Source organism: Azospirillum sp. B21 (assembly GCF_008364825.1).
Lineage (GTDB): Bacteria > Pseudomonadota > Alphaproteobacteria > Azospirillales > Azospirillaceae > Azospirillum.
Map to the genome: position 1 here is coordinate 1 of NZ_VTTO01000001.1, position 25,750 is coordinate 25,750.

At 68.7% G+C, this 25,750-nt stretch carries 25 protein-coding genes, 1 tRNA gene and 1 riboswitch; of the genes, 13 read left to right on the forward strand and 13 right to left on the reverse strand.

What is annotated here, in order from left to right; genetic code table 11:
- Positions 1-96 precede the first annotated feature (96 nt).
- Genes FZ983_RS00005 through FZ983_RS00015 form a run of 3 tightly spaced genes read right to left on the reverse strand, consistent with a single transcriptional unit; the run spans position 97 to position 2,596 of the window.
- Positions 97-1,347: a CCA tRNA nucleotidyltransferase gene (locus tag FZ983_RS00005; protein ID WP_149221616.1), complete on the reverse strand. Its 1,251-nt coding sequence runs from the start codon at positions 1,345-1,347 to the stop codon at positions 97-99.
- A gap of 44 nt (positions 1,348-1,391) precedes the next feature.
- Positions 1,392-2,045: a CoA pyrophosphatase gene (locus FZ983_RS00010; RefSeq protein WP_149221617.1), complete on the reverse strand. Its 654-nt coding sequence runs from the start codon at positions 2,043-2,045 to the stop codon at positions 1,392-1,394.
- A 32-nt stretch (positions 2,046-2,077) separates the two neighbouring features.
- Positions 2,078-2,596, reverse strand: a complete 519-nt coding sequence (locus FZ983_RS00015) for a DUF1285 domain-containing protein (RefSeq protein WP_247883504.1) — start codon at positions 2,594-2,596, stop codon at positions 2,078-2,080.
- A 367-nt stretch (positions 2,597-2,963) separates the two neighbouring features.
- On the opposite strand from FZ983_RS00015, the gene FZ983_RS00020 reads away from it, so the two are divergent.
- The 7 genes from FZ983_RS00020 to FZ983_RS00050 all read left to right on the forward strand — a co-directional run bounded on the left by FZ983_RS00020 (position 2,964) and on the right by FZ983_RS00050 (position 10,797).
- Complete coding sequence (locus FZ983_RS00020; protein WP_149222415.1) at positions 2,964-3,929, forward strand: MoxR family ATPase; 966 nt, start codon at positions 2,964-2,966, stop codon at positions 3,927-3,929.
- A 19-nt stretch (positions 3,930-3,948) separates the two neighbouring features.
- A complete protein-coding gene (locus tag FZ983_RS00025; RefSeq protein ID WP_149221619.1) occupies positions 3,949-4,860 on the forward strand; it encodes a DUF58 domain-containing protein in 912 nt (303 codons plus the stop codon).
- Between the two features lie 95 nt (positions 4,861-4,955).
- Positions 4,956-7,679 (forward strand): DUF4159 domain-containing protein, encoded by a 2,724-nt coding sequence (locus FZ983_RS00030; protein ID WP_149221620.1) that lies wholly within the window; start codon positions 4,956-4,958, stop codon positions 7,677-7,679.
- Positions 7,679-9,784, forward strand: coding sequence for a hypothetical protein (locus FZ983_RS00035; RefSeq protein ID WP_149221621.1), 2,106 nt, complete (start codon positions 7,679-7,681; stop codon positions 9,782-9,784). The genes FZ983_RS00030 and FZ983_RS00035 overlap by 1 nt, the downstream gene beginning before the upstream one ends.
- A gap of 117 nt (positions 9,785-9,901) precedes the next feature.
- Positions 9,902-9,976 (forward strand) — tRNA-Gln (locus FZ983_RS00040).
- Positions 9,977-10,109: 133 nt separating this feature from the next.
- Complete coding sequence (locus tag FZ983_RS00045; RefSeq protein ID WP_149221622.1) at positions 10,110-10,514, forward strand: hypothetical protein; 405 nt, start codon at positions 10,110-10,112, stop codon at positions 10,512-10,514.
- Between the two features lie 115 nt (positions 10,515-10,629).
- The gene (locus FZ983_RS00050) at positions 10,630-10,797 is read left to right on the forward strand and encodes a hypothetical protein (RefSeq protein ID WP_188092211.1); all 168 of its coding nucleotides are present in this window, start codon (positions 10,630-10,632) and stop codon (positions 10,795-10,797) included.
- Between the two features lie 79 nt (positions 10,798-10,876).
- On the opposite strand, the gene FZ983_RS00055 is transcribed toward FZ983_RS00050, so the two are convergent.
- Positions 10,877-12,052, reverse strand: coding sequence for an MFS transporter (locus FZ983_RS00055; RefSeq protein WP_149221623.1), 1,176 nt, complete (start codon positions 12,050-12,052; stop codon positions 10,877-10,879).
- Positions 12,053-12,181: 129 nt separating this feature from the next.
- On the opposite strand from FZ983_RS00055, the gene FZ983_RS00060 reads away from it, so the two are divergent.
- Positions 12,182-13,084, forward strand: a complete 903-nt coding sequence (locus tag FZ983_RS00060; RefSeq protein WP_149221624.1) for a LysR substrate-binding domain-containing protein — start codon at positions 12,182-12,184, stop codon at positions 13,082-13,084.
- A gap of 87 nt (positions 13,085-13,171) precedes the next feature.
- On the opposite strand, the gene FZ983_RS00065 is transcribed toward FZ983_RS00060, so the two are convergent.
- The 3 genes from FZ983_RS00065 to FZ983_RS00075 all read right to left on the reverse strand — a co-directional run bounded on the left by FZ983_RS00065 (position 13,172) and on the right by FZ983_RS00075 (position 15,408).
- Positions 13,172-13,669 carry a single-stranded DNA-binding protein gene (locus tag FZ983_RS00065; protein WP_149221625.1) on the reverse strand — a complete coding sequence of 166 codons (498 nt, stop codon included), beginning with the start codon at positions 13,667-13,669 and terminating at the stop codon, positions 13,172-13,174.
- A 304-nt stretch (positions 13,670-13,973) separates the two neighbouring features.
- A complete protein-coding gene (locus FZ983_RS00070) occupies positions 13,974-14,402 on the reverse strand; it encodes a response regulator (RefSeq protein ID WP_149221626.1) in 429 nt (142 codons plus the stop codon).
- A gap of 205 nt (positions 14,403-14,607) precedes the next feature.
- Positions 14,608-15,408 carry a hypothetical protein gene (locus tag FZ983_RS00075; protein WP_247883505.1) on the reverse strand — a complete coding sequence of 267 codons (801 nt, stop codon included), beginning with the start codon at positions 15,406-15,408 and terminating at the stop codon, positions 14,608-14,610.
- A gap of 331 nt (positions 15,409-15,739) precedes the next feature.
- Between FZ983_RS00075 and FZ983_RS00080 the strand changes: the two genes are divergently transcribed.
- Positions 15,740-17,362 (forward strand): hypothetical protein, encoded by a 1,623-nt coding sequence (locus FZ983_RS00080; protein ID WP_149221627.1) that lies wholly within the window; start codon positions 15,740-15,742, stop codon positions 17,360-17,362.
- Positions 17,363-17,434: 72 nt separating this feature from the next.
- Here the strand turns inward: FZ983_RS00080 and FZ983_RS00085 are convergent, their stop codons facing one another.
- From FZ983_RS00085 to FZ983_RS00095, 3 genes are all read right to left on the reverse strand, one after another.
- Positions 17,435-17,992, reverse strand: coding sequence for a hypothetical protein (locus FZ983_RS00085; RefSeq protein WP_149221628.1), 558 nt, complete (start codon positions 17,990-17,992; stop codon positions 17,435-17,437).
- Positions 17,989-18,603, reverse strand: a complete 615-nt coding sequence (locus FZ983_RS00090) for a hypothetical protein (protein WP_149221629.1) — start codon at positions 18,601-18,603, stop codon at positions 17,989-17,991. The genes FZ983_RS00085 and FZ983_RS00090 overlap by 4 nt, the downstream gene beginning before the upstream one ends.
- A 149-nt stretch (positions 18,604-18,752) precedes the next feature.
- Positions 18,753-19,925: an acetoin utilization protein AcuC gene (locus FZ983_RS00095; protein WP_149221630.1), complete on the reverse strand. Its 1,173-nt coding sequence runs from the start codon at positions 19,923-19,925 to the stop codon at positions 18,753-18,755.
- An 80-nt stretch (positions 19,926-20,005) separates the two neighbouring features.
- Positions 20,006-20,112, forward strand: a riboswitch (TPP riboswitch).
- 50 nt (positions 20,113-20,162) lie between these two features.
- Here FZ983_RS00095 and FZ983_RS00100 point away from each other — a divergent pair.
- The 4 genes from FZ983_RS00100 (at position 20,163) to FZ983_RS00115 (ending at position 23,561) form a co-directional block, all read left to right on the forward strand.
- Complete coding sequence (locus FZ983_RS00100; protein WP_247883506.1) at positions 20,163-20,903, forward strand: ABC transporter ATP-binding protein; 741 nt, start codon at positions 20,163-20,165, stop codon at positions 20,901-20,903.
- The gene (locus FZ983_RS00105; RefSeq protein ID WP_149221632.1) at positions 20,900-21,667 is read left to right on the forward strand and encodes an ABC transporter permease; all 768 of its coding nucleotides are present in this window, start codon (positions 20,900-20,902) and stop codon (positions 21,665-21,667) included. The genes FZ983_RS00100 and FZ983_RS00105 overlap by 4 nt, the downstream gene beginning before the upstream one ends.
- A 16-nt stretch (positions 21,668-21,683) precedes the next feature.
- Positions 21,684-22,625: an ABC transporter substrate-binding protein gene (locus tag FZ983_RS00110; RefSeq protein WP_149221633.1), complete on the forward strand. Its 942-nt coding sequence runs from the start codon at positions 21,684-21,686 to the stop codon at positions 22,623-22,625.
- Positions 22,626-22,733: 108 nt separating this feature from the next.
- The gene (locus tag FZ983_RS00115; protein ID WP_149221634.1) at positions 22,734-23,561 is read left to right on the forward strand and encodes a universal stress protein; all 828 of its coding nucleotides are present in this window, start codon (positions 22,734-22,736) and stop codon (positions 23,559-23,561) included.
- A 163-nt stretch (positions 23,562-23,724) separates the two neighbouring features.
- Here FZ983_RS00115 and FZ983_RS00120 read toward each other — a convergent pair whose 3' ends face one another.
- The 3 genes from FZ983_RS00120 to FZ983_RS00130 form a co-directional block, all read right to left on the reverse strand.
- On the reverse strand, positions 23,725-24,537 hold the full coding sequence (locus tag FZ983_RS00120; RefSeq protein WP_149221635.1) for an inositol monophosphatase family protein: 813 nt from the start codon (positions 24,535-24,537) through the stop codon (positions 23,725-23,727).
- Between the two features lie 37 nt (positions 24,538-24,574).
- Positions 24,575-25,186: a hypothetical protein gene (locus FZ983_RS00125; RefSeq protein ID WP_149221636.1), complete on the reverse strand. Its 612-nt coding sequence runs from the start codon at positions 25,184-25,186 to the stop codon at positions 24,575-24,577.
- 84 nt (positions 25,187-25,270) lie between these two features.
- Positions 25,271-25,576 carry a hypothetical protein gene (locus FZ983_RS00130; protein ID WP_149221637.1) on the reverse strand — a complete coding sequence of 102 codons (306 nt, stop codon included), beginning with the start codon at positions 25,574-25,576 and terminating at the stop codon, positions 25,271-25,273.
- Between the last annotated feature and the right edge of the window lie 174 nt (positions 25,577-25,750).

Genomic DNA, 25,750 nt, shown 5'->3' on the forward strand with positions numbered 1-25,750 from the left:
CACCGCCAAGCCGAAGCCGCTCCCGCTGACACTCCTACTTTGCTCCAGCCACTGACACTTCTACCCGGGCGCAACATATGTCCCTTCTGGCTGGGGTCAGGATGGCTGCTCACCGGTCAGGCCGCGTGCCATCTCCAGGCACGCCTCCCGATCAGGCCGAAAATCCTCGGCAATCCACCAGCCTTCGATACGTTTCAGAACTTGGCCGACGGCCGGGCCGCGCGGGATGCCGAGATCCAGCAGGTCGCGGCCGGCGATCGGCAGGCGCAGCATCGGCAGGTCGCCGGCCACGGACATCGCGGCGCGCAATGCGGTAAGGTCGAGCGGGCCGTCATGGATTGCGGCGGCAATCAGGAGCAGGTCGCTGAACAGCTCGCCGTCGCCAATGCGGTACAGTCCTTGGCGCAATGCCTTGCGGTCGTCGGACGGCGCCAGCGCGACCGGCGGCTCGACGAGCGCCAGCAGCCGGTCGCGCTCGTGGTTGGACAGCCGGAGCGCTTCCGCCGCGCGCAATGCTCCGGGGCGGTCGCTGTCCAGAACGGCCGCCAGCCGCCGGGTCGGGTCGAGCGTGATGCCGAGGTCGCGTTCGACGGCGATCAGCCGGTCCAGCCGGTCGGTGTCCATCGCCTCCGGCAGCAGGTGGGCCATGATCCCCTGCCCCATCATCAGCCGCCAGACCGCCGCCGCGCAGGGCGCGGTCAGCAAGCGGAACAGTTCTCCCCGCACCCGTTCGCCGGACAGGGTCGGCAAGCGCGGCGCCAACTCGCGGCAGGCGGCCAGCGCCTCGGAATCGGGTTCGCCGCGGCCGTAATGGGCGTGGAAGCGGAAGAAGCGCAGCAGGCGCAGCACATCCTCCTCGATCCGCCGCCGTGCCTCGCCGACGAAGCGGACGCGGCCGGCGGCAAGGTCGGCCAGACCGCCGAACGGGTCGAACATCGCGCCGTCCGGCGTGCAGCTCAGCGCATTCATCGTCAAGTCGCGGCGGGCGGCGTCCTCCACCCAATCATCGGTGAACTCGACACGGGCATGGCGGCCATCCGTCTCGACATCGCGCCGCAGCGTGGTGATCTCGTAGGGCTTTCCGTCGCACAGCGCGGTGACGGTGCCATGGTCGATGCCGGTTGGGATCACGCGGATGCCTGCGGCCTCCAGCAGTTCCATCACCCGCTCCGGCGGAGCATGGGTGGCGATGTCGATGTCCTTCACCGGCCGGCCGAGCCACGCGTCCCGCACGCAACCGCCGACGAAGCGCGCGTCCGCGCCGCCGGCATCGAGGGCGGCGAACACCGCCCGGCTTTCGGGCGCGGTCATCCAGGGCTGGGGGGACAGGCGTGCGGCGACGGTCATGGCGCGGCGACGCTAACCGATTCCCGACGCGTCTTCCACCGCCGTCAGAGCGGGCCGGGGGATGTCCCGCCCTCCCCGGCCTCACGGGCCGCAGCACCCAGCACGTCGCGCAGGTTCACCAGCATGCCGGCGGTCGCGCCCCAGATGTAGCGCTGCGGATAGGGGAAGGCGTAGAACCAGCGCGGCTTGCCCAGGAATTCGCGGCTGTGGCGCTGCGGGTTGGACGGGTCGAGAATGAAGGACAGCGGCACCTCGAACACCTCCGCCACCTCGGTCGGGTCGGGCGTCAGGATGAAGGGCGGTGTCACCACCCCCACCACCGGCGTCACCCGGAATCCGGTGCGGGTGACGTAGGTGTCCAGCCGGCCGACGATTTCGATCCGGCCACGCTCCAGCCCGATCTCCTCCGCCGTTTCGCGCAGCGCGGTATCCTCGGGACCGTCATCCTCCGGCTCCATCCGGCCGCCGGGGAAGCTGATCTGCCCGGCATGCGCGCTCAGCGTCGCGGTGCGCTGGGTGAAGATGACCGTCAGTTCCTCCGGCCGGTCGACCAGGGGAACCAGCACCGCCGCCTCGCGCAAGGTCGTCGGCGGCCCCAGATCCGGATTCAGATCGTGGTCTCCGCGGATTTTGGCAGCGTGTTTCGGCGCCATCCGGTTAGACCGGACCGCGTTCTCCACCGCCGCGTCGTCGCTCATCGCCGGAAAGCGCCGGCGAACTTCCTCCAGGCTCAGTCGCCAGGCAGCCTGCCCAGCGCGAAGAAGACCTTGTTGCTCCATAGACCCACCTCGGACTCGCCGGTTTCGGTGCGGCGCGTCTCGCTGCGCTCCACCATGTCGTAAAACACGGGCCGCAGGATAAGCGCCTCCAGCCGGCTTCTTATCTGGATGTAGGGTGCCGGCTCCCCGGTTTCAGGGTTTACGGCCACACGGATCGGATGGTCGGGGCCGGCTTCGACCTGATGGTCGAGGTTGGTGCGGAAGGAGAGGACCTGATCGGCCCCACTGCCCGCCACCGTCATCTCCACCGCGACGAAGGGTGCGTCCTCCACCACGATCCGGCCGCGTTCGACCGGCGTGATCAGCCAGTAATCGCCCTCGTCGTCGCGCTGCAGGACGGTTGAGAACAGCTTCGCCAACTCGATCCGGCGGATCGGATCGCCATTGTGGAACCAGGTGCCGTCGCGCGCAATGCGGATGTCGTACTGCTCCAACGTCGGAGTGCGTCCCAGCGCGGCCGGAACATCCACCGGTGTTTCCGATACGGTTGGCCCATCTGCGCGCTTGTCTTTCGCCATTGCGTTACCGACCTTCATGGAATTGGGAACCGTTTTGTCCCCGAACATGCGTATTTTCGCCACACTCGACCGCTAGGTCCACTCCAATGGTCCGCCGGCCCTACCCGCTCCGGCAGCGGGATCCGGAAAATGGGTGTCGACAACGCGCAGGAACAGGGCCAACCATGCGGATCCCGTGTTTCCCGTCGCGGACGACCGCGACTGCCACGCCGAACCGTCCCATTCCTGGGCCAGCCCATCATCGGGGGAGCAGCAGACCTTGAGCGCACAGGACATCCTGAGGGGGCAGCCACCCGTGCCGGAGGACCCGCAACGGCTGATGGAGGAGATCGAGGCGCTTGGCGACCGTCTGGCGTCCGTCCGCGACCGCATCGGCCGCGTGATCTTCGGCCAGCAGGAGGTGATCGACCGAACGCTGGTCACGCTGCTTGCGGGCGGCCATGTGCTGCTGATCGGCGTTCCCGGCCTCGCCAAGACGCGGCTGGTGGAAACGCTTGGCATCGTGCTGGGTCTCGCCGAAAAGCGCATCCAGTGCACGCCCGACCTGATGCCCGCCGACATCCTGGGCTCCGAAGTGCTGGAGGAGGGCGAGAACGGCCGCCGGTCCTTCCGCTTCCTGCCCGGCCCGGTGTTCAGCCAGCTTCTGATGGCGGACGAGATCAACCGCGCCAGCCCGCGCACCCAGTCGGCGCTGCTGCAGGCGATGCAGGAGCATCGCGTGTCGGTCGCCGGCCAGTACCATCCCCTGCCCCAGCCCTTCCACGTCCTGGCGACCCAGAACCCGCTGGAGCAGGAGGGCACCTACCCGCTGCCGGAAGCCCAGCTCGACCGCTTCCTGATGCAGATCGACGTCGAATATCCGGACCGAGAGGCCGAGCGCCGGATGATGATCGCCACCACCGGTTCCGCCGACGAGCGCGCGGTGACGGTGCTGTCCGCGGCCGACCTGCAGGCGGCGCAGCGCCTCGTCCGCCGCGTTCCGGTGGGTGAAGGGGTGGTCGACGGCATCCTCGACCTCGTGCGACGCGGCCGGCCGGAAATGTCGGAGCTGATGGAGGTGCGCCAGCATGTCGCCTGGGGTCCCGGCCCGCGTGCCAGCCAGTCGTTGATGCTCGCCGCCCGCGCCCGCGCGGTGCTGGACGGCCGGCTGTCGCCCTCGCTGGACGACGTGGTGGCATTGGCCAAGCCGATCCTGAAGCACCGCATGGCGCTGAATTTCGCCGCGCGGGCCGACGGGGTGACGCTGGACGACGTCATCGACCGCCTCTGCGCGCCTCTGACGTAACCCCTGGAGCGGAGCCGCGATGCCGCGAAGCCCTCAGCAGAAGACCCAGGCGGCGACGACGCTGCTCGCCCGGCATCGCGCGGAGGAGCTTGCCTCCGCCCTACCCCCGCTCCTGGTCGCGGCGGAGCGGGTGGCCGCCACCGTCGCCCAGGGCGTGCACGGCCGGCGCCGCGTCGGGCTGGGCGAGACCTTCTGGCAGTTCCGCCGCTACCAGCCCGGCGACGCGCCGTCGATGATCGACTGGCGCCAGTCAGCCAAGACCCAGCCGGTCTATGTGCGCGAGAATGAATGGGAAGCGGCGCAGAGCGTCTGGCTGTGGCGCGACCGCTCGCCCTCCATGGATTTCCGATCCGCCACCGGCCTGCCGACCAAGCGCGAGCGGGCCGACCTGCTGACGCTCGCCACCGCCGTCCTGTTGGCGCGCGGCGGCGAGCGTGTGGCGCTGCTGAACAGCGGCGTGCGTCCCGACCACGGCAAGACCGCCATCGACCGCATCGCCCGGCTGATGACCGACCCGCGCGCCGCCGCGTCGCCGGATCCCCTGCCGCGGGTGGAGCCCCTGCCCCGCCATGCCCAGACGGTGCTGTTCGGCGACCTGCTGTCCCCTTTGCCGGAAATCCATGCCGCCGTCGCCGGGCTGACCGGGCGCGGCCTGCGCGGACATCTGGTCCAGATCCTCGATCCGGCGGAAGAGACGCTGCCCTATGACGGCCGCGTCGATTTCCATGGCTTGGAGGGCGAACAGAACCTGCTGGTTCCACGTGTGGAGGCGGTTCGCGAGGCCTACCGCGAGCGGCTGAAGGCACAGCAGGACGGCTTGGCCGCGCTTGCCCGCACCGCAGGATGGAGCTTCGCCGTCCACCGCACCGACCGTTCCCCGCAATCGGCGCTGCTCACCCTATGGGGTGCGATGGCGATGGAGGCGGTGTGAAGCGGCGGACGGCGTCCCATACTCATGAACGGTCGTCATCTCCGCGCAGGCGCGGATGACCGACTTCCGCCCCTCCCCCTCTTGAAGACGCGCCAATGCTGGGTCTCGGACCGATCGCCTTCGCCGCCCCCTGGGTCTTGACCGCACTGGCCGCCTTGCCGGTCCTGTGGTGGCTGTTGCGCGTCACGCCTCCGGCGCCGCGCGCCGTTCAGTTTCCGGCCATCCGCCTGCTGCGCGACCTGACCGCGCAGGAGGAGACGCCGGCCCGGACGCCATGGTGGCTCCTGCTTCTGCGGCTGATCGTGGCGGCGCTGATCATCCTGGCGCTGGCCGGGCCACTGCTGAACCCGCGGGCAGCGCTGCCGGGCGGCGGGCCGCTTCTGCTGGTCGTCGACAATGGCTGGGCCGCCGGGCGCGACTGGCCGACGCGCAAGCGCACGATGGACGAGTTGATCGCCCAGGCCGAGCGCCAGCAACGCCCGGTCATCCTGCTGCCGACCGCCCCGCCGGCGGACGGCCAGCCGATCCATGCCAGCGCCGTCCTGCCCGCCACCGAGGCCCGGCGTCTGGCCCAGGCGATGGCTCCCCTGCCCTGGCCCACCGACCGCGCCGCGGCGCTGGAGGCGTTGAAGGCGGTCGCGGCCCAGACAAACGGCAGCGGTTCCATCCATGCGGTTTGGCTCAGCGACGGTGTCGGCGACGGCCGTGCCGCGGCGCTGGCCGCCGGGCTGCAGCGGTTGGGTTCCGCCGACGTGCTCGACGATTCGGCCGAGCGCCCGCCTCATCTGCTGCTTCCGCCGTCGAGCGAGGGCACGGTGCTGACCGCCCGCATCGTCCGCGCCGACCCGTCCCGGCCGGAGCCGGTGACCGTCCGCCTCACCGCCGCCGACGGCCGTCTGCTGACCCGCCAGACCGTGGCTTTCGAGCCCGGCCAGAAGATTCGCGAAGTGCGCCTCGACGTGCCCACCGAGCTGCGCAACGACGCCGCCGCCCTGCGGGTGGAGGGCGACACCACCGCCGGCGCCACCGTGCTGCTGGACGAGCGTTGGCGCCGCCGCCCGGTCGGGCTAGTCTCCGGCCGGTCGGAGGGGGAAAGCCAGCCGCTGCTGTCGGACCTCTATTACCTTGAACGTGCCCTGTCGCCCTACAACGAGGTGCGGCGCGGCGACACGCTGGACCTGCTGAAGCGCGATCTTGCCGTGCTGATCCTGTCCGACATCGGCGCCCTGACCGGCAGCGAGGTGCAGGACATCGAGGATTGGGTGAAGAAGGGCGGCGTGCTGCTGCGCTTCGCCGGGCCGCGTCTGGCCCAGCATGCCGATACCCTGGTGCCGGTCCGGCTGCGCATCGGCGACCGTGCGCTGGGCGGCGCCCTGTCCTGGTCTGAGCCGGCGCGGCTGCAGCCCTTCCCGGCCAAGTCGCCCTTCGAAGGGCTGGCGATCCCCGCCGACGTCCAGGTCAACCGGCAGGTTTTGGCCGAACCGGCGCTGGATCTGGCCGACCGAACCTGGGCGCGTCTGGCTGACGGCACGCCGCTGGTGACCTCGCAGAAGCGCGGCGACGGCTGGATCGTGCTGGTCCATACCACGGCCAATCCGGACTGGTCGAACCTGGCGCTGTCCGGCCTGTATGTCGACATGCTGCGCCGTCTGGTGGCGCTCAGCGGCGGCGTGACGGGAACGGCGGCGACCACCTCACTCGACCCGGTGGAGGTTCTGGACGGCACCGGTCGGCTTGTTCCGCCGCCGCCCACCGCCTTCCCGATCCCCGGCAATGCCGGCGCCGACGTGATCGGGCCGCGCCATCCGCCGGGCTTCTACGGGACCGACGATGCCCGCCGCGCCCTGAACCTGTCCTCCGCCGTCACCACCATCGACCCGCTGCCGCCCATGCCGGCCGGCGTCGGCCGCGACGGCTATGGCGGCCGGGGCGAGGTTCCCTTGAAGCCGTCGCTGCTGGCGGCGGCGCTCGCCCTGCTGTCCATTGATTTGCTGATCGCGCTGGCGCTCCGCGGCCTGCTGCGCACGCCCCGCCTGCGCCGTGGAGCCGGCGGGGCGGCGGCCGGGCTGCTGCTGGCGGTGGCGCTCGCCACCGCACCTCATCCGGTCCGGGCGCAGGACCAGGAAAACGCGGTCAAGGTGACGGCGGAGACCTACCTCGCCTACGTCCAGACCGGCGACAGCGGGGTCGACGACACCTCCCGCGCCGGACTGGAGGGGCTGGTCAGCGTGCTCGGCCTGCGCACGGCGGTGGAGGCGGCGGGAGCGGTCGGCGTCGATCCGGAGCGGGACGAGCTGGCCTTCTATCCCCTGCTCTACTGGCCCGTCTCCGACCGGCAGAGGCCGCTGTCGGATCAGGCGCGCCAGCGGGTGAACGAGTACATGCGCAGCGGCGGCACCATCCTCTTCGACACCCGCGACCAGGCGCCGGGCGGCGGTTCAGGCATTCTGCAGCGTCTGGTCCAGGGGCTGGACATCCCGCCGCTGGCCCCGGTGCCACAGGACCATGTTCTGCGCAAGTCCTTCTACCTGCTGACCGACTTCCCCGGACGGCAGGCAGGCGGCCAGCTGTGGATCGAGGCGCGGGAGGGGCCGGCGAATGACGGAGTCTCCTCCGTCGTGATCGGCGGCAACGACTGGGCCGCCGCCTGGGCGGTCGGCCGCAACGGCCAGCCGATGTACGCGGTCATCCCCGGCGGCGAGCGCCAGCGCGAGATGGCCTATCGCTTCGGCGTGAATGTCGTGATGTACGCCCTGACCGGCAACTACAAGGCCGATCAGGTCCATGTGCCCGCCATCCTGGAAAGGTTCGGCCAGTAATGCCCGTCGATCTGCTCTCCGGACTTTCGGTGGCTCTGGCGCCGCTGCTGCCCTGGCCGGTGCTGGGCGCCCTGATCGGCTTCGCCCTGCTGGTGGTGCTGGTCGCCGCCTTGCGCCGGGCGCGCGGCACGCTGCTCCGCCTGCTGGCCGTGATCGTGCTGGCGCTGGCCCTGATCAACCCGTCGCTGGTGCAGGAGAAGCGCGATCCGATCAAGGATGTCGCCGTGGTCGTGGTCGATGATTCGCCCAGCCAGGCCATCGGCGACCGCCGCGCCCGCACCGACCGGGCGGTGGAACAGCTGACCGATCGGCTGAAGCGCTTCGACGACCTCGAGGTCCGCGTGGCGCGCACTGGTGAAGGGGGCGAGGCCGGCGGCACGATCAACGAGACGCATCTGTTCGACGCGCTGAACCGCGCGATGGCCGACGTTCCGCGCCGCCGCATGGCCGGCGCCGTCTTCATCACCGACGGTCAGGTGCATGATGTCCCCCAGGTGCCGGGCAAGCTGGCCGACATCGGCCCCGTCCACACCCTGCTGACCGGCGACCGCAACGAGGGCGACCGCCGCATCGCCATAGTCCAGGCGCCCAACTACGGCCTTGTCGGCAAGTCGGTGGAATTGACGATCCGCGTCGACGACATGCCTGGACGCCAGTCTCCCGACGCCGCGGTGACCCTGCGCCAGGACGGCGGCGCGCCCGGCACCATCCGCGTTCCGGTGGGACAGGACGTACGGATCGACCTGCCGGTCACCCATGGCGGGCAGAATGTTCTGGAACTGGAGGTGGAGGCGGCGAAGCAGGAGCTGACGCTCGCCAACAACCGCGCCGCAGTGGTGGTGAACGGCGTCCGCGACCGGCTGCGCGTCCTGCTGGTCTCCGGCGAGCCCCATGCCGGCGAGCGCACGTGGCGCAACCTGCTGAAGGCCGACCCGGCGGTCGATCTGGTCCATTTCACCATCCTGCGCCCACCCGAAAAGCAGGACGGAACGCCGATCCGCGAGCTGTCGCTGATTGCCTTCCCGATCCGCGAGCTGTTCGAGGTGAAGCTCGACGAGTTCGACCTGATCATCTTCGACCGCTATCGCCGCCGCGGCGTGCTGCCCCAGATGTATCTTGAGAACATCGCCGACTATGTGCGTAAGGGCGGCGCCCTGCTGGAGGCGTCGGGCCAGGGCTATGCGTCGCCGCTGTCGCTCTACCGCACGCCGCTTGGCTCCATCCTACCGGCCGCCCCCAGCGGGCAGACGGTGGACCGTCCCTTCCTGCCGACCGTGACCGAAATCGGCCGCCGCCATCCGGTGACCGCCGGGCTGCCCGGCGACCGAATCGATGCGCCGCCGACCTGGGGCCGCTGGTTCCATCAGGTCGATGTCGCCCCCAATGGCGGGACCGTGGTGATGCAGGGGGCCGACAATCGCCCGCTTCTGCTGCTGGACCGCGTCGGCAAGGGCCGGGTGGCGCAGCTCGCCTCCGACCAAATCTGGCTGTGGAGCCGCGGTTTCGAAGGCGGTGGCCCGCAGGCGGAGCTTCTGCGCCGCCTCGCCCATTGGCTGATGAAGGAACCGGAACTGGAGGAGAACGATCTGCGCGCCCGCGTTGACGGCAACCGCATCACGGTGGAACGCCGCTCCCTCACCCCGGATCCGCGCTCGGTCACGCTCACTGACCCGTCCGACCAAGCCAGCACGCTGCAATTGGCCGACAACAAGACCGGCCGCGCCATCGCCACGGTGACGGCCAGTGCGCCCGGGATCTACCGCATCTCAGACGGGGAGCGGACGACGCTGGCGGTGGTGGGAGCGGTCAACACGCCCGAACTGGCAGACGTCCGCTCCACCGGCGACCGGATTCAGCCGGTTGCCGAGGCGACCGGCGGCGGCATCCACTGGGTCACCGACACCGACAGCGGCCCCAATCCCGGCATCGAGGTGCGCCGGACCCAGGCCGACCGCAGCCAGAGCGGTTCCGGTTGGATCGGCCTGCGCGCCAACGGCGACTATACGGTGACCGGTGTGACGGAGGTGCCGCTGCTGCCGGTCGGTGCAGTGTTGGCCCTGGTGCTTGGCGGCCTGTTGATGGCGTGGCGCCGGGAGGGACGCTGACCTTTTGCGAGGCTGATTTGGCGGCGAAAATTTTCCGAAAACAGCCTGTTGCGTTCGGCCGGGCTTCCGATTATGGTGCCGCTCCTTCCGGCGATAAGAGTTGATCGCCGCGCCGGTTGGGGCGTCGCCAAGTGGTAAGGCAGCGGTTTTTGGTACCGCCATTCCCAGGTTCGAATCCTGGCGCCCCAGCCAACTTTCCCTGAGATCGAGATCGTCGGTTCACCCCGCCCCTTGGCGGGGTTTCGCGTTTTCGGTCGGAGGAGCCGCATCGATGGCGCCATTCTTTGGGAATGGGTATCCTGCGATGTCGACCGGGAGAGCCTACATGAACCAGCCGCATCTGAAGCTTGCCGTCGATAATGCACGACAGGAGGCGGCCCGTCCCATACCAGAGGATTATGGCCTGACGGCGGAGGATCTCCGCATCTGGTACGCCCCTGGGAGAGTCGGCATTGCTTTGGCCCTGCTCGTTGCGAGCGGAACCATCGTCATGCAGGGGATCGAAGGAGCGCGCTATGCGCAACCTTGGGTGCTTGGTGCGCTGTCGGGTGGAATTTATGGCGCTTTCATCGGCAGCTTCGCCGGCTTGGGCACCATGGTGGCGGTGATTTGGGCCGATCCGTTTGTGGCTCGCGCTTGGCCGACCTATGGCCGCCTGCGTCGCTATCGGGATGCGCTTACAACGGCAAAGGCAAGGACAATGGCGACGGGCGGCAGTTCGAAAGATTGACCTTGTCTTCGGTGAGGGTCGGACCCCGCTCCGCATCATCACCGGCGGAATGCGGATGAATCAAGCTCGTTCCCACCCCCTTGGGCGAGGTCATTGATCTGGGCTGCGTCTACGCATGGAGTTTGCGATCTGCGCCGCCCGCACGCGTACGACCGACCTCCGCGCCGAGGCCATCCGATCCCTCCGGCGCAGTGCCTCGGCCGAGGTCCGCAGCCACTTCGACATCACCGACGACGGCAGCATCCTGCTCGACGCTTTGACCTTGGAGACCGAGCCGGTTTAACGAGATATGCCCGGATCGTGCCAGGAATGGCCCGATCCGGGCAAAGCTGCGGGCATCCAGTGCCAAATGGGAAGGGTGGTTAAGCAGGAACGGCCCCTTCCCGCCGGTCAAGCGCGCCGCTCGCCAGCGTCAGGACCAGTCCGCCCAGCACGAACAGGCCGCCGACCCAGGGTGTGGCACCAAGGCCGAGCGGCGACGAAACCACCTGCCCGCCGAAGAAGGCACCGGCGGCGATGCCGAGGTTAAAGGCGGCGATGTTCATGGCCGACGCCACGTCCACCGCGCCCGGCGCATGGCGCTGCGCCAACTGCACGACATAGAGCTGAAGCCCGGGGACGTTGGCGAAGGCCAGCGCCCCCATGCCGGCCAACGTGATCAGCGCCGGGATCTTGGCGTCGGCGGTAAAGGTGAAGACGATCAGCACCAGCGCCTGCAGGGCGAACAGCCAGGCCAGCGCCCGCACCGGCCGTCGGTTTGCGAGCCTGCCGCCGACGACGTTTCCGACGGCGATGGCCGCACCGTATAGAACCAGCACGAGACTGACGGTGGCGCTGGAGAATCCGGTGATCGTCTCCAGAATCGGAGCCAGGAAGGTGAAGGCGACAAAGGTGCCGCCATAGCCCAGCGCGGTGATGGCGAAAGCCAGCAGAAGCCGCGGCTTCGCCAGCACCCCGACCTGCACGCCCAGACCGGCGGCCGGCGGCTGGCTGAGACGGGCGGGCACCAGCGCCGCCACCCCCAGCCCGCCTATCACGCCAAGGGCCGAAACCGCCAGGAAGGTGGCGCGCCAGCCGAAGGTCTGCCCGATCCAGGTGCCCAGCGGCACGCCGGTGACGATGGCGATGGTCAGGCCGGAGAACATCATGGCGATGGCGGAGGCGCGCTTGTCCTCCGGCACCAGATCGGCCGCGATGGTCGACCCGACTGAGAAGAAAACGCCATGGGCGAAGGCGCTCAGCACCCGCGCCACCAGCAGGGTCTCGTAATTCGGGCTGAAGCCGGCCAGCAGGTTGCCGGCGACGAAGACGCCCATAAGCCCGACCAGCAGCGGCTTGCGCCGGAGTCTGCCGGTCAGGGCGGTCAGGACCGGCGCGCCGAAGGTGACGCCCAGTGCATAGACGCTGACCACCATCCCCGCCAGCGGCAGGCTGACGTTCAAGTCGCTCGCCACCGTGGGCAGAAGGCCGACGACGACGAACTCGGTCGTCCCGATCGCATAGGCGCTGATCGCCAGCGCCAGCAGTGCGAGAGGCATTTCAAAGGTCTCCATTTCCGGAAGGTCTGTTCTGGGGAGACCATGTGCGCCATAAGGTTCGAAACGGGAATGCCCGCCGCATTCCCATAATTTTGTCACTCAATGACAAAGTTGATGAAAGGTGGCCCCGTGAGCGATCCTCGTGCCTGGGAAATGCGTGTGTTTCTGCGGGTGGCCGCCCATGGCAGTTTCAGCGCCGCAGGCCGCGACGTCGGCATGACGCCCTCCTCCACCGCCAAGCTGATGACGCGGCTGGAGGAACGGCTGGGCGTGCGGCTGGTGGAGCGGTCGACCCGGAAGCTGCGCCTGACCGCGGAAGGTGAGCTTTACCGCGAGCGGGCCGAGTCACTGCTGGGGGAGATGGACGCGCTTGACGCCGAGATCGCCGGTGGCGCGCGTGCGCCGACCGGACTGATCCGCGTCAACGCCTCCGTCCCCTTCGGTCAGCATTGCCTGCTGCCGCTGCTGCCGGACTTTCTACGCGATAATCCCGGCATCACGATGGATGTGACGATGACGGACGAAGTGGTGGACCTCTATGCCGCCCGGGTGGACGTTGCCTTCCGCGCCGGACCCTTGAGCGATTCGGCGCTGCTGGCCCAGCGGCTTGGTGTGGTGCGCCGGCAGATCGTCGCCTCTCCCGCCTATCTGGAGCGCCGGGGCGTTCCGCAGACCGCGGCCGACCTGGAGGCGCACGACTGTCTGGGCTTCAACTTCCGTCGTGCTGCCGCGGTCTGGCCTCTGAAGTCCGGCGGACGGCTGGTCGACCGGGAGGTGCCGACACGCATCCTGGCGAACAATGGCGAGACGGTGCGGCACATGGCGCTGCTGGGCCTGGGGCTGGCTCGGCTGGCCGACTATCACGTGCGCGACGATCTGCGCGACGGGCGGTTGGTGGCGGTGCTGGACGATGTGCTGGTGGACATGGAGGAAATTCACGCCGTGTACACCGGCCGCGACCGCGCCCCGCGCCGTGTCCGCACCTTCCTGGACCACATGGCACCGCGCCTGCGGTCGCGCTTGGCGGAGTGATCTCGGAACAGTTCCCGTTTCCCAAAAACGACAACGGCCGGATGACGGGCATCCGGCCGATGAGGTGTACCGTTGGGGCGTTCAGCCTCAGAACGGGATTTCGTCGTCGAGGTCCTCGTGACGGGGCGGAGCGCCGCCGCCGCCGCTGCGGCCACCCGACGAACCGCCGCCGTAGTTGCCGCCGCCGCTGCCGCCACCATAGCCGCCGCCGCTGCCACCGCCACGCGATTCGTAGCCACCGCCGCCACCGCCGCCGAAGCTGCCGCCGCCCTCTTCACGGGCGCCGCCGGTGAAGTCGATCTCGGCCACGCGGACCGACAGGCCAGCGCCGCGGGTGCCGTCGCGCTTCTCGTATTCGCGCAGGGTCACCTCGCCCGACACGACGACGCTCTTGCCCTTGGTCAGGTGCGGAGCGAGCGACTCGGCGCGGCGTCCCCAGATGGAGCAATCGACCCATTGGGTCGTCTTGCGATCGCCGAAACCGACGTCGTTGGCGACGCGGAAACCCAGCACCTTCTCGCCGCTCTGGGTCGTGCGCAATTCGCCGTCCGCGCCCAGGCGTCCCGTAAACGTCCAAACATTCATCGCTCGTTGCTCCTAAGCGCGAGTGTCCCAGCATCCATGCCGACCCGTCAGGATGCCCGGCGGAGGCACCCAGATGCCGAGGGTTCCCATTCGCAGGGCCGGCTGTTCAATGGCGACCATCCCCCCGGTCCCGCGCAACGAAGCACGAGGGACAGAGGCCGGTCAACCGCCGTCGGAAATGCAATGGCTATACCCGGCCCGGCGCACTCGCCCTGCCGTTCCGGACCAGAACACTCCATGAACAAATATAGCAGAGCAACAGGCGTCGGAAAACCGTTTCCTTCGAAGTAGCGCCGGTTTCTGGTCAGCGCAAACGCCGTGCGGCCAGATCCAGAGCCACTTTCAACTGGGCATGGGAGAAGGGCCTGTGGACGACGCCGAGCGGATAGGTCTCGGTGATGCGGGCCATGGTGCCGTGGTCGCTGTTGCCGGACAGAAAGATGCAGCGCAGGCCATGGTCCAGGTTCAACCGCCGGGCCGCCGCAATGCCGTCACCGCCGCCGAGCCGGACGTCAAGCAGCGCCAGATCCGGCCGTTCGCGCAGAGCGAAATCTGCTGCTTCCGCCTCGGTCCGGGCGACACCGCAGACGGTATGGCCAAGGTCGCCGACCACCACCGCCAGGGCATCGGCGGCTGTCTCGTCGTGCTCCACCACCATCACACGCAAGGGTTGGCCGGGGACGCGGGTGCGGTAGGTTGACTGCGGTTTGGCGATGGCGTCGATCCTGAGCATGCGACCGACCTCCGGGACACGTGGCGTTGCGCGATAAGCGACAAATTTTGGCAAAATTGCATTTGACGCTACGCTGTTTGTACTACACCACCTCGAATTTGCAAGATCAATCGTTCAGGATCTGACCTTTTTCTCCCATTGGTGCAGAAACACCTCACCTCGAGTCGGAGAGTCTCGGATGGCGGCAGTAATGCCGGACAGAAGCTCAGCGTCCTGCCGGGCCGAGCCAGTCGATGCCGCCGGGCGAGCGTGGTCTGCCGGTTCCATTGCTGCGCGCCGTCGCCGCCCTTGACGGCGGCGACGGCGGAGCGGGCTCGCCGGATAGCCAGGCGGCCTGGGTATCGGCAGGCAGGGAGGGTGCTGCGGACGAGGCTGCCGGCGGCTGGGTAGGCGAGAAGGGCGAGATCGGGGCGGCGGGGGGCGGTGTGGATAGGCCCGCTGCCGAATGGAACGGCTCGGCCACTGGATCCGGCGCGGTCGGTGCCATCAATGCCTTTTGCGCCGGCCGGGCCGGCGGGTCGGCCGGTGAGGCGGCCGGCTGGTCGGATGGCGGAACCGGGGCCACGGGTTGGGACCGGGGCAGCGGCGTTTCCTCACCCCACGCCTCGCCCCAGGCGGGCGGCGGCGCGGCCGGGCGCAAGCGTGGCGCCTCCGCGGCCCCCAGCCAGGAGGGACGCTCGTCGTCGGCAAGCGGGCCGGTGCGGGTGTTGAGCTGCCGGGCTTGCTCGCGGATCTCCAGCAAGGTGGTTACCGCAAGTTGCAGCAGTGGGGCCAGGACCATGGGATCGGCCATTTCCTCCGCACTCAGGGCGGCGAATCGGTCGCGGACATCCTCCACCGCCTGTTCCACACCGTCACGCAACGTTCCGGCTTCGTGGGCCAGCCGCTCCAGATCTTCGCGCAACGCAGAGATCTCGCAGGCCTGCCGCAACTCGTGGAAGCCGATTCCCGCCCCCAGTGCGGATGCGGATCGCCGGTCCCGTGATGAACCAAAATCGTGAGGCATCCTGCCCAACCCCGGTTCCAAGCCCAGCCCAGTGAAAACACACGTCGCGACGAAAACAGCCGGACGCCCGTATTGCAAACCGCGCAACCGGACAGCGGTTCCAAAAGCCAACGTCATGGTCCGGCTTGCCGGAGCGTCGGCGAAGTTGCCGCACGTCACGGTCGGCGCGCCTGATCGGAGAGCGATGTTTAGCGCCGTTGATGTCGTTTGGAAACCGTTTGCGCGTGATGGCCGCTTGTACTATTTTTTCGGCCCCAGGGGAAAGGATTCCTTGTGATCCAACGTCCGGGCGCCTCCCCGCCGCCATTTCATCTTGCCGGAATCCCATACGGTGTCGATCGACCGCTCGGAACTTGAACGGCTCCTTGCCGATCGCCCGGCTGGCAACCGCAGCGCCATGCAGGCGGTGCGCGAAAGCTATGCCGATATCGGGCTGATGCGCGAACGCGGTCTGTCCTGGGCCGAAATCTCCGATCTGCTGGCGAAGCTGGGCATCACCGCCCGCGACAGCCAACCGATCTCGCCGGTAACCCTGCGCTCCGCCTTCTTCCTCGTCGGGAACGAGGGACGCGGCGAGGCGGCCGAAGATCATGGCGGTGCCGCCGCGGCCATGCCGGCGGAAACGCTGGCCGCCGTTCATGAGGCCGCCCTGTCGGCCGGGCTGGAGGGTGAGGACGAAGAGCCCCCAGAGATCGCTGAGTCCGCCGAGATCGCGGAGATCGCCGACTCAGATCATGCCGACGAGGCCGCCGCAGTGTCCATTGACGCTGCTCCTGTCCCGCCGCCGGCGAAGGCGCCTGAAGCTGAGATGGAATCGGCTAACTCCGTCCTCGAACCCGTTTCCGAACCCTTCCCCCCTGCCCCGAGCCTGCTGGCGCCGGCGGCGAAGGAGGCCGAAGATCAACCGGCGGCGGACACTGGAATGGGCGCGGAGGCCGGTACCCCGGAACCGGAAGCCGCTGTAGAAAGCGAAGCGGAAGACGAAGCGGAAGAGAGTCCGGCCCCCGAACCTGTACCGGAACCGATGCCGGAACCGACACCCGAGCCGGCGCCGCAGCCGGCTCCCCACCCGACGTCCACGGCGGCCGCGCAGAACACCGGCTCCTTGATGTCCCCCCCGATGCTCCAAGACGACTCAACAAACGTACACTGGAAAGGCGATCGCATGCTGGGCACGATCTTCGTCCTCAATGACCGCGGCGGCGTCGGCAAGACGCTGCTGTCCCATCACCTGATGGCGACCGCCATGCTGGAAGGCCTGCAGCTGAAGGTCGTCGAGTACGAGGTGAACGAGCGACTCGCCCGCCTGTTCGGCCCGGACGTGGTCGAACACCGCCGCATCACCCAGGACTTCATGAACATGATGGGGTCGGGCGACGGCTTTTACGAGTTCTGGGACCTGATCGGGCCGGAGCTGCAGCGCGGCGGCCGCCTGTATGATTTCGGCGGCAACATCTCGCAGTGGTTCTTCAACTGGGCCGAGGTGTCGGGCTTCGACTATTACGTTGGCGACGGCGAGCGGCTGACCTTCATGGTGCCGGTGACCGTCGACCTCGCCTCGCTCTCCACCGGCATGACCACGCTGGAGCGGGTGGCGACCATCGCGCCGAAGGCCAAGCGTGTCCTGGTGGAGAACGGCTTCTCCGGTCCCTTCTCGCAGTTGGAGGACAGCCAGTACGCCCGCCGCAAGGCGGAGATGGTGGAGCGCGAGGGGCTGCAGGTCATCTCCATGTCGCCCTGCACCGCCCCCGCCTGGGCCCGCCTGACCGGCCACCGGATCGATCAGGTGGCCACGATGACCCGCGAGGATCTGGTAAAGCTGGGCATGACCCCGCCCGTCGCCTCCCGCTCGCTGATCATCATCCACGAATGGCTGCGCAACATGCGTCAGGCGTTGTCGCCCTATCTTCACGACGCCTTCCGCCAGACCCCGGCGACCGCCAAGGCGCGCTGAACCTTACGGGCCAACCGGCCCGCTCTTCGAAGCCCTTCTTCCCCCGCGGAAGAAGGGCTTTCTCTTTGTCGGTCAGGCTGCCGCGTTGCGGGCGGCGCTTGCGCTGTAGAGGTCTTCCTTCACCGCCGCCACCGACTTCACCTGATAGCCGGGTCTTGCGCTGAACCGGCGACTGGCGCGTTCGGCAGCCTCGCGTTCCGATTCCGCCCAGACCAGGTAATCCCGCCCGCGCGCCCATTCGACGGCCAGCGGGTGAGCGGCGTCGATCTCGCCGATCTGCTGGTTCACCACGGTGACCAGCCATTCCTTGTCGCCGGGATTGCGGCGGTCGGTCAGGATCAGGATTTGCGGACGGCGGCGGTTCTGTGCCTCGGTCAGGCGCTGATGCACCTCGACCTGCTTCTTGCGCAGTTCCACCATGTCGCGGACCAGCTCCTCGATCTCGCCATGGAGGTTCTCCTCCTCCCGGTGCAGGCGGTGGATCGTCGCGTCCAGCTTGTCCAGCGTGCCGCGGACGCCGCGGACGCGCTGCCGGGCCTGCGACACCCGCTGTTCGACCGACAGCAGCACGTTGCCAAGCCATGCGCCGATGGCGATGATGCCCAGGATGATGATGAAGTTGATCATCATGTAGCGGAAGCCTTGGCGCGCGCCGTCGCTGGGGGCTGGGGCACGCCGCCTTTAGCAGCACCCTTCACCCCGCCAGTCCGCGCGTCGCCGCGCATAAACGACTTCTGGAAGCCCAGTTTGAAGGGAAAGGCGACGTCGACCATCTGCTTGGCCTCGTCGAAGCTGGACGCCCACACCTCCGCTACGTTGGCGCAGCGCCAGATGGGGTTGACCGGCCCCCGGTCACCGGCGGCTCTGGCTGCGGCCGATGCCTTTTCCTGCGTGACGGTCGCGACGAACTTCATCAGCCCGGCCTGCGGATCGCCGACCTCATGCACGAACAGCGGCGGCTGTTCCGCCAGATCCCTGATCTGCTTTTCCGCCTTGCGGATGTCCGTTTCAAGCCGGTGGCGTTCGGAAGACTGGCTGTTGCGGCGCTGGACCAGTTGATTGACGCGGTTCTGAAGCTCGTGCGCCTCGGCATGCAGCACATAGACGCGGTTCTCGATCTGCTCCAGGCCGCTGCTCTTTTCCAGGATGTTCGGCAGGAAATCCTTCAACATCATGGCGACCGGGATAGCGGCCAGCATGATGATGACGATGGCGATCAGGAACAGCGTCGTGTTCGACATCCGCCCGCCCGTTCTCCTCGCGAAATCCGCACCATGCGACCTGCCGGAATCGGCGCGATCGGCTCCGGTACGGAACTTAGAAGATCAACGAACAATCCAACCCCGTCAACGAATCGTCTCGGCTTCGTTCGAAATTCGTCGGAAATGAGTCAGGATGCCGCCATTTCCGCCACCCGCTTCACCGCGTCGCGCACCGGCCCCGGCCGGCGTTCGTCCGCCAGAGTGGTAAACCAGTGCTCCGGCGGGTTGCGGCCGGCGGCGCGATGCCAAGTGAGGGCGCGCAGCACCGCTTCCGCCTCCGCCGTCGGCGGCACGGCAGGGTCGATCCCGTTCATCACCGCCCATATGCCGGCCCAGCAGCGCCCGACCGACCAGGGGTTATAACCGCCACCGCCGACCACCAGCACCCGCGGCGCCAGCGGCAGCAGGGCCGCCACCGCCTCCCACAGCGCTTGGTTGGACAGCTCCAGCCGGCTCAGGGGATCTTCGGCCAGGGCGTCGGCGCCGGTCTGGATCACCATCGCCTGCGGACGGAAGGCACGGGCCAGCGGCAGCACCGCGGCCTCCATGACATGCTCCATCTCGCTGTCGTTGAAGCCCGGCGGGACCGGCAGGTTGCGGGCCATGCCGCCGGCCCGATCCTCCGCCTTGCCCGTATAGGGCCAGCGCCCGTCCTCGTGGATGGAGACGGTCAGCACCCGGTCGTCCTCGGCGAACGCCTCCTCCACTCCGTCGCCATGGTGGGCGTCGAGATCGACATAGAGAACCCGCTCCAGCCCATGGTCGAGCAGTTCCAGGATGCCCAGCACCGGCGCGTTGAAATAGCAGAAGCCGCTGGCCCGGTCGCGGCGCGCGTGGTGGGTGCCGGCAGCCGGTGCGTAGACCAGCCCGGCCGCACGGTCGCCCAGGATCCGCGCCGCCTGCAGGGCCGACCCGCTGCTGTGGGCCGGCCGCCGGTACATCTCGGCGAAGACGGGGTTCTCCAGCTTGCCGAGATTGTGGCGGGTCGCAGTCGCCTCGTCCACCCGCTGCTCCACCTCCGCCCGCTTCAGCGCGGCGATGTAATCGACGGTGTGGAAGCGGGCCAATTCGCGTTCGCTCGCCACATGGGTGTCGAGATAGACCTCCTCCGGCAGCCACCCCATGGCGCGGCTGAGGTCGATGACGGTCGATACGCGCGGGATCGCCAGCGGATGCTTCGGGCCATAGGTCGAGCCGCGATAGATCTCGCCGCCGATGAACAGCGGGGTGCGGAGAGGCGTGGTCAGGGGATGATCTCCATCGGTCCCGCCAGAAACTAGGCGGTGACGCGCGCCGGTCAAGCGGCACCCCACCGCTTCCATGCTCCGGAAGGGCTTCCGGCAATGCTTGCGGTCACGGATCGTCCGCGCCTATAGTCGCCGCCTTCACTGGGGGGAGCCGATGGGCGGCTGAGAGGTCCCGTTGCGGGACGACCCCTGGAACCTGATCCGGTTCATGCCGGCGTAGGGATCAGTGATGGCAGATCGCACACGTACCTTCTCCGCCCTCCCGCCATGCTCGCCGCGATGACGGCCCCGATGCCGGCGACTCCGCCGCTTTCGGTCACCGTTTCGCGGGCACGGCTGACCTATGGCGGCACGCTGCTGTTCTCCGACCTGACGCTGGATCTGCCGGCGGGACGGACCACCTGCCTGCTGGGGCCGAGCGGCGTCGGCAAAACCACGCTGCTACGCATCCTCGCAGGGCTGGCCGAACCGGAGCCGCCGACCTGCGTCACCACCGGCGACGGGCAACCCCTGGCCGGGCGCATCGCCTACATGGCGCAGCAGGATTTGCTGCTGCCCTGGCTGACGATCCTCGACAATGTTCTGCTGGGCGACCGGCTGCGCCACCGCCGCCCCGATTCTGGACGGGTGGAGCGTGCCCGTGCGCTGCTCGACCGTGTCGGTCTTGCGGGGCGGGAGCGCGACCGCCCGGCCGCCCTGTCCGGCGGTCAGCGGCAGCGGGTGGCGCTGGCCCGCACGCTGATGGAGGACAAGCCGCTGGTCCTGATGGACGAGCCCTTCTCCGCGCTCGACGCCATCACGCGGCTGCGGCTGCAGGAGACGGCGGCGGAGACACTGGCCGGCCGTACCGTGCTGATGGTCACCCACGACCCGCTGGAGGCGCTACGCATCGGCGACCACCTGCATGTGATGACCGGCCGTCCCGCCGTCATGGGGCCGGCGCTGGAGCCGTCCGGCCCGGTGCCGCGCCGGGTCGACGATCCCGGATTGCTGGCGCTGCAGGCGGAGCTGTTGCGGAGGCTGGCGGAATGAGGGCGCTGCTGCGCGGCTTGGTGACGCTCGCGGTGCTGATCGCCGGCTGGCAGGCGCTGGTCTGGGCCACCGGGCTGCCGCGCTACCTGCTGCCCGGTCCGCTCGCCGTGGCGGATGCCATGCAACGACAGGCGCCCCTGCTGTGGAGCCATGGGCTGACCACCCTGACCGAAATCCTGATCGGTCTGGTGGCCGGCGTGGCCCTGGGGGGCGTCAGCGCCCTGCTGCTGGCGCGGTTCCGCGCCGCGCGGCGCTGGCTGATGCCGCTGCTGCTGGTCAGCCAGGCGATCCCGGTCTTCGCGCTGGCGCCGCTGCTGGTGCTTTGGCTGGGCTACGGCATGGCGTCCAAGATCGCCATGGCCGTGCTGGTCATCTATTTCCCGGTGACGACCGCGCTGTTCGACGGGCTGCGCCGCACCGATCCCGGCTGGCTCGACCTTGCCCGCACCATGGGCGCCTCGCCCGCCGCGATCCTGTGGAACATCCGCCTGCCGGCCGCCCTGCCCGCCTTCTGGTCCGGCGTCCGGGTGGCTGCTGCGGTGGCGCCCATCGGTGCGGTGATCGGCGAGTGGGTCGGGTCGTCCTCCGGTCTCGGCTACCTGATGCTGCACGCCAATGCCCGCATGCAGATCGACCTTCTGTTCGCCGCCGTGCTGGTGCTGGGCCTGTTCGCGGTGACGCTCTATGCCGCCGTCGATGCGGTGGCCCGCCGCGCCCTGCCCTGGCAACCCGATACGCAACCGGCCGAAGACGCCAATCCTTGAGGGGGAGAGAAACCCGATGAAGCACCTGTTCGCCGCCGGCCTGATGGTGGCCGGCCTGATGACCTCGCTTCCGGCGTTGGCCCAGGACAAGCTGTCCGTCATGCTGGACTGGTTCGTCAACCCGGACCATGCCCCGCTGGTGGTGGCGCAGGAGAAGGGCTTCTTCAAGGATGCCGGGCTGGAGGTGATGCTGACCGCTCCGGCCGATCCCAACGATCCGCCGAAGCTGGTCGCCGCCGGCGGCACCGACCTCGCGGTGTCCTACCAGCCGCAACTGATCCTGCAGGTGGCCGAAGGGCTGCCGCTGGTCCGCGTCGGCACTCTGGTGTCGACCCCGCTGAACTCCGTCGTCGTGCTGCGCGACGGGCCGGTGAAGACGCTGAAGGACCTGAAGGGCCGCAAGATCGGCTTCTCCATAGCCGGATTCGAGGATGCTCTGCTCGGTGCCATGCTGGAGAAGCACGGACTGAGCCTGAAGGACGTTGAACTGGTGAACGTCAACTTCTCACTGTCGCCGTCGCTGCTGTCGGGGCAGGTCGATGCGGTGGTCGGCGCCTTCCGGAACTTCGAACTGAACCAGTTGGAGATCGAGAAGCATCCCGGCCGCGCCTTCTACCCGGAGGAGGAAGGCGTGCCGCCCTATGACGAGCTGATCCTGGTCGCCCACAAGGCCAAGGCGAACGACCCGCGCGTCAAGCGCTTCCTGGCGGCGGTGGAGCGCGCCACGCTCTACATCCTGAACCATCCGGAAGAGTCGCAGGCCGCCTTCGTCAAAGGCCGGCCGGAGTTGAACGACGAGTTGAACCGCCGCGCCTGGGCCGACACGCTGCCGCGCTTCTCCCACAGCCCGGCCGCCCTGGATGCCGAGCGCTACTCCCGCTTCGCCGAGTTCCTGAAGGCGCGCGGCCTGATCAAGGAGGTGGCGCCGGTCGACCGGTATGCGGTGGTGGTGAAGTAATCCGCGAATTTGACGACATTGCCTTCCGGGCCGGCGGCGCGTTACCTAGAGGAAAACCGCTCCGCCGCCCAATGATCGGCGACAGCATAATTCGGGAGACGCAAGGGTATGCCGATCAAGACCATCCTGCTGCACATGGCCAACGACGACGCCCACGCCGGCCGGATGGCCGTTGCCGCAGCGCTGGCCAAGCAATTCTCCGCCCATGTCCAAGCGCTCTATGTCGCCACGCCGGTGTCGATGCCGGCGGGCGCCACCGGCCGGGCGGCGTCATACGTCTTCATGGCGGAAGCCACCGCCATCGCCCACGAGAATGCCGAGCGGATCGAGCGGGAGGTGCGGCAGGCGCTGGGCGGCCTATCCTTTGACTGGACGGTCGAAGAAGGCGATCACGTCGAATTGCTGGCCGAACGGGCCTCCTACGCCGATCTGGTCGTGGTGGCGCAATCGGCGGCAGTCCGGGCGGGGGAGCGCGTCTCCCTGCACAACATCCCCGACCGCCTGCCCCTGGAAACCGCGACCCCGGTGCTGGTCCTGCCACCGGGCCAGCCGGCGACCGCCGCCATCGGCCGGCATGTGCTGGTTGCCTGGAAGAACAGCCGCGAATCGGCCCGCGCCGTCCGCGCCGCCATGCCCTTTCTGGAGACGGCGGAGAGCGTCACGGTCCTGACGGTGGAGCCGCCAGGCCAACACGGCGACGAGGCGGCCGCGCTGGTCGACTGGCTGCACCGTCACGGCATCGCCGCCCGCCCGCAATCGGTCATCGCGTCCGGCGGGGAGGTCGGCGACATAATCCTGTCCTGCTGCACCGATCAGGGCGCCGACCTGCTGGTGATGGGTGCCTACGGCCACTCCCGCCTGCGCGAACTGGTCCTGGGCGGCGCCACCCGCACGGTGCTGGAGGAACTGACGCTGCCGGTGCTGATGACGCACTGAGAGGGAGTTCGAAAGGCCCCCTCCCTATCCCTCCCCCGCTTTGCGGGAAAGGGAACTCCGCTGCCCGCTTTGGCAACATCACGCTGACGAGCATCCAATCCCCTCTCCCGCGGAACGCGGGGGAGGGATAGGGTGGGGGCAAAACGCTCGCCCCGCTCAGCACTCACCCAAACAGCTGCCCATGCAATGCCCGCCAACTGTCGCGGTCGGGCGCCAGCAGGATGCTGCCCCGCAGCAGCCCCGGCCGATAAGGCGTGCCGTCGATCAGCGCAGAATAGCCGCCGGCCTCGGCGTGCAGGAGCACGCCGGCCGCGTGATCCCACGGCATCAGGCGGTGATAGAGCGAATAATGCGCCCGCCCCTCCAGCAGGCGGAGATACTCCTGCGCGGCACTCGACAGGCAGGCGCGCTCGCCGAGGCCCGCGCTCCGCTCTTCCAACTGCCGGCTCATCTCTTCGGCGCAGAATCGGGTGGACAGCGCGCCGACCATCTGCGGCAGCGGCACCGCCGGCGCGACGTGGACCTGGTGGCCGTCGAGCCATGCCCCCTGCCCTTTCGCCGCCGTCGCCATCCGCCCGTCCACCGGGTCGTGGATCCAACCGGCGACCGTCTCGCCCTTGCAGGCGAGCGCCACGATCACCGCAAACATGGGCCGGCCCTGGGCGAAGTTGATGGTGCCGTCCACCGGATCGATGATCCAGACCGGATCGTCGCCATGGATGCGGTCGAGCACGCGTTCGTCCTCCGACGCCGCCTCCTCGCCGATCACGCGGCTGCCCAGAAGCAGGGCCGACAACGCCGGGGTCAGCGCGCGTTCCGCCGCTTCGTCCGCCAGGGTGACGAGGTCGGTCGGCCCGGTCTTCTGCCGAATGCCGGATGCGTCGAGCTTCTGGAAGTAAGGCATGATTTCCGTCCGGGCGACGGAGCGGATCAGGTCGGACACGCGGCCGATGTCGGGAAGCGGGAAATCCGTCATGGTTGGACGCTCTCACTGCATTCGAGGTGTTGGACCGTCACGGCTTCGCCGCCGGCTTGGCCGGATGGCTGTCCAGCTTCAATGTCGGATCGCCGCCGCCGGGGTTGGTCAACAGCACCTTGCCGTCCAGTCCGCTGTCCTTCAGCGCCTTCGACAGCGCGTCGAGCGTGGCGCGGTCGGCTGCTGCAGCCGCGGCCTCCTTGGCCTGATCGGGCGGCGGCGGCGGCACCGGACCGCCCTGCGCCGGTTGTCGCGGTGCATTGGGGTCGATCCGGGGCGGCGGCGGTGGAGCTGGCGGGGGGCCGGCGGTTTCCTTCTCGGGCTCCGGCGGCGGCGGGGGCGGCTGCCAGAGGCGGAAACAGTCGGTGAAGGCCGGCTGCTTGCACTCCTTCAGCAATTCGACGGCATCCGGTGCGATGACCAGCGGTTCGTCGGGGGCGAGGGGAAGTGGTTGCGGCGGGGGCGGAAGCGGGTCTTCCGGCGGGACGTCCGGTTCTTCGACATAGCCGGGGGGAAGGGGCGTTCCGGGCCGCAGAGGTTCCGCCGCATACGGCGCCGCAGACGGCAGGGCGAGCGCCAGAAGCACCGGCAGGGCCGGCAGCAGGCGACCGGCACCGGTCAGGACGGAACGGGAGGGGGAACGGAGCACGACAAGACCGCGACGATGGCGAACGGCCCATTATGGCCCGCCATCGCCCGCGCAGTCATCCATCAAGCGTGTGTCAAATCACCATCATGCGGCGGCGCGGTGGTTTCCTTCCGCGAAGCCGGCGGACCGCCGCCCCTCGCCATAGCCCCAGGCCGAAAGTTCGCGGCAGATCGCGGCGATCTTGGCGGCTTCGTCGGCATTCGGCTCCCGCTGCGCGGCAGCGTCGATCAGGCGGATCAGCTTGGCACGTCCTTCCGGGGTGCGCGACAACTCCTGCAGTCGCAGCAGCGCCGCACCCGGCGGCAATTTCTCTTCACGCGCCACGAGAGCGACCTGATCGGCGAGGAAAGCCGTGATCGAAAAACACGACGGGTCGGTTTGCAACCGCATTGGCAGTCCTCCTCCTGGGCGAGCGTGTTGCTCCGTTCCCATAATCGGACCCCAACGGGGAAATGACCACGCCGCATTCGTCGTAAGACCGGAGTAGGGTGCAACAGGTCATAGCCGATCGTTGCACCCTTTCCGTTTGGCCAAAGCGAATAGGCACCGCTTAGAGTTGCCCCG

Coding starts and splice junctions, on each gene's coding strand:
- FZ983_RS00130 (WP_149221637.1), bottom strand. CDS start 25,576: ATGCGGTTGCAAACCGACCCGTCGTGTTTTTCGATCACGGCTTTCCTC.
- FZ983_RS00090 (WP_149221629.1), bottom strand. CDS start 18,603: ATGTCGAACACGACGCTGTTCCTGATCGCCATCGTCATCATCATGCTG.
- FZ983_RS00075 (WP_247883505.1), bottom strand. CDS start 15,408: ATGCCTCACGATTTTGGTTCATCACGGGACCGGCGATCCGCATCCGCA.
- FZ983_RS00120 (WP_149221635.1), bottom strand. CDS start 24,537: ATGACGGATTTCCCGCTTCCCGACATCGGCCGCGTGTCCGACCTGATC.
- FZ983_RS00105 (WP_149221632.1), top strand. CDS start 20,900: ATGAGGGCGCTGCTGCGCGGCTTGGTGACGCTCGCGGTGCTGATCGCC.
- FZ983_RS00045 (WP_149221622.1), top strand. CDS start 10,110: ATGAACCAGCCGCATCTGAAGCTTGCCGTCGATAATGCACGACAGGAG.
- FZ983_RS00010 (WP_149221617.1), bottom strand. CDS start 2,045: ATGAGCGACGACGCGGCGGTGGAGAACGCGGTCCGGTCTAACCGGATG.
- FZ983_RS00005 (WP_149221616.1), bottom strand. CDS start 1,347: ATGACCGTCGCCGCACGCCTGTCCCCCCAGCCCTGGATGACCGCGCCC.
- FZ983_RS00035 (WP_149221621.1), top strand. CDS start 7,679: ATGCCCGTCGATCTGCTCTCCGGACTTTCGGTGGCTCTGGCGCCGCTG.
- FZ983_RS00030 (WP_149221620.1), top strand. CDS start 4,956: ATGCTGGGTCTCGGACCGATCGCCTTCGCCGCCCCCTGGGTCTTGACC.
- FZ983_RS00070 (WP_149221626.1), bottom strand. CDS start 14,402: ATGCTCAGGATCGACGCCATCGCCAAACCGCAGTCAACCTACCGCACC.
- FZ983_RS00110 (WP_149221633.1), top strand. CDS start 21,684: ATGAAGCACCTGTTCGCCGCCGGCCTGATGGTGGCCGGCCTGATGACC.
- FZ983_RS00065 (WP_149221625.1), bottom strand. CDS start 13,669: ATGAATGTTTGGACGTTTACGGGACGCCTGGGCGCGGACGGCGAATTG.
- FZ983_RS00055 (WP_149221623.1), bottom strand. CDS start 12,052: ATGCCTCTCGCACTGCTGGCGCTGGCGATCAGCGCCTATGCGATCGGG.
- FZ983_RS00020 (WP_149222415.1), top strand. CDS start 2,964: ATGGAGGAGATCGAGGCGCTTGGCGACCGTCTGGCGTCCGTCCGCGAC.
- FZ983_RS00115 (WP_149221634.1), top strand. CDS start 22,734: ATGCCGATCAAGACCATCCTGCTGCACATGGCCAACGACGACGCCCAC.
- FZ983_RS00025 (WP_149221619.1), top strand. CDS start 3,949: ATGCCGCGAAGCCCTCAGCAGAAGACCCAGGCGGCGACGACGCTGCTC.
- FZ983_RS00050 (WP_188092211.1), top strand. CDS start 10,630: ATGGAGTTTGCGATCTGCGCCGCCCGCACGCGTACGACCGACCTCCGC.
- FZ983_RS00100 (WP_247883506.1), top strand. CDS start 20,163: ATGCCGGCGACTCCGCCGCTTTCGGTCACCGTTTCGCGGGCACGGCTG.
- FZ983_RS00085 (WP_149221628.1), bottom strand. CDS start 17,992: ATGATGATCAACTTCATCATCATCCTGGGCATCATCGCCATCGGCGCA.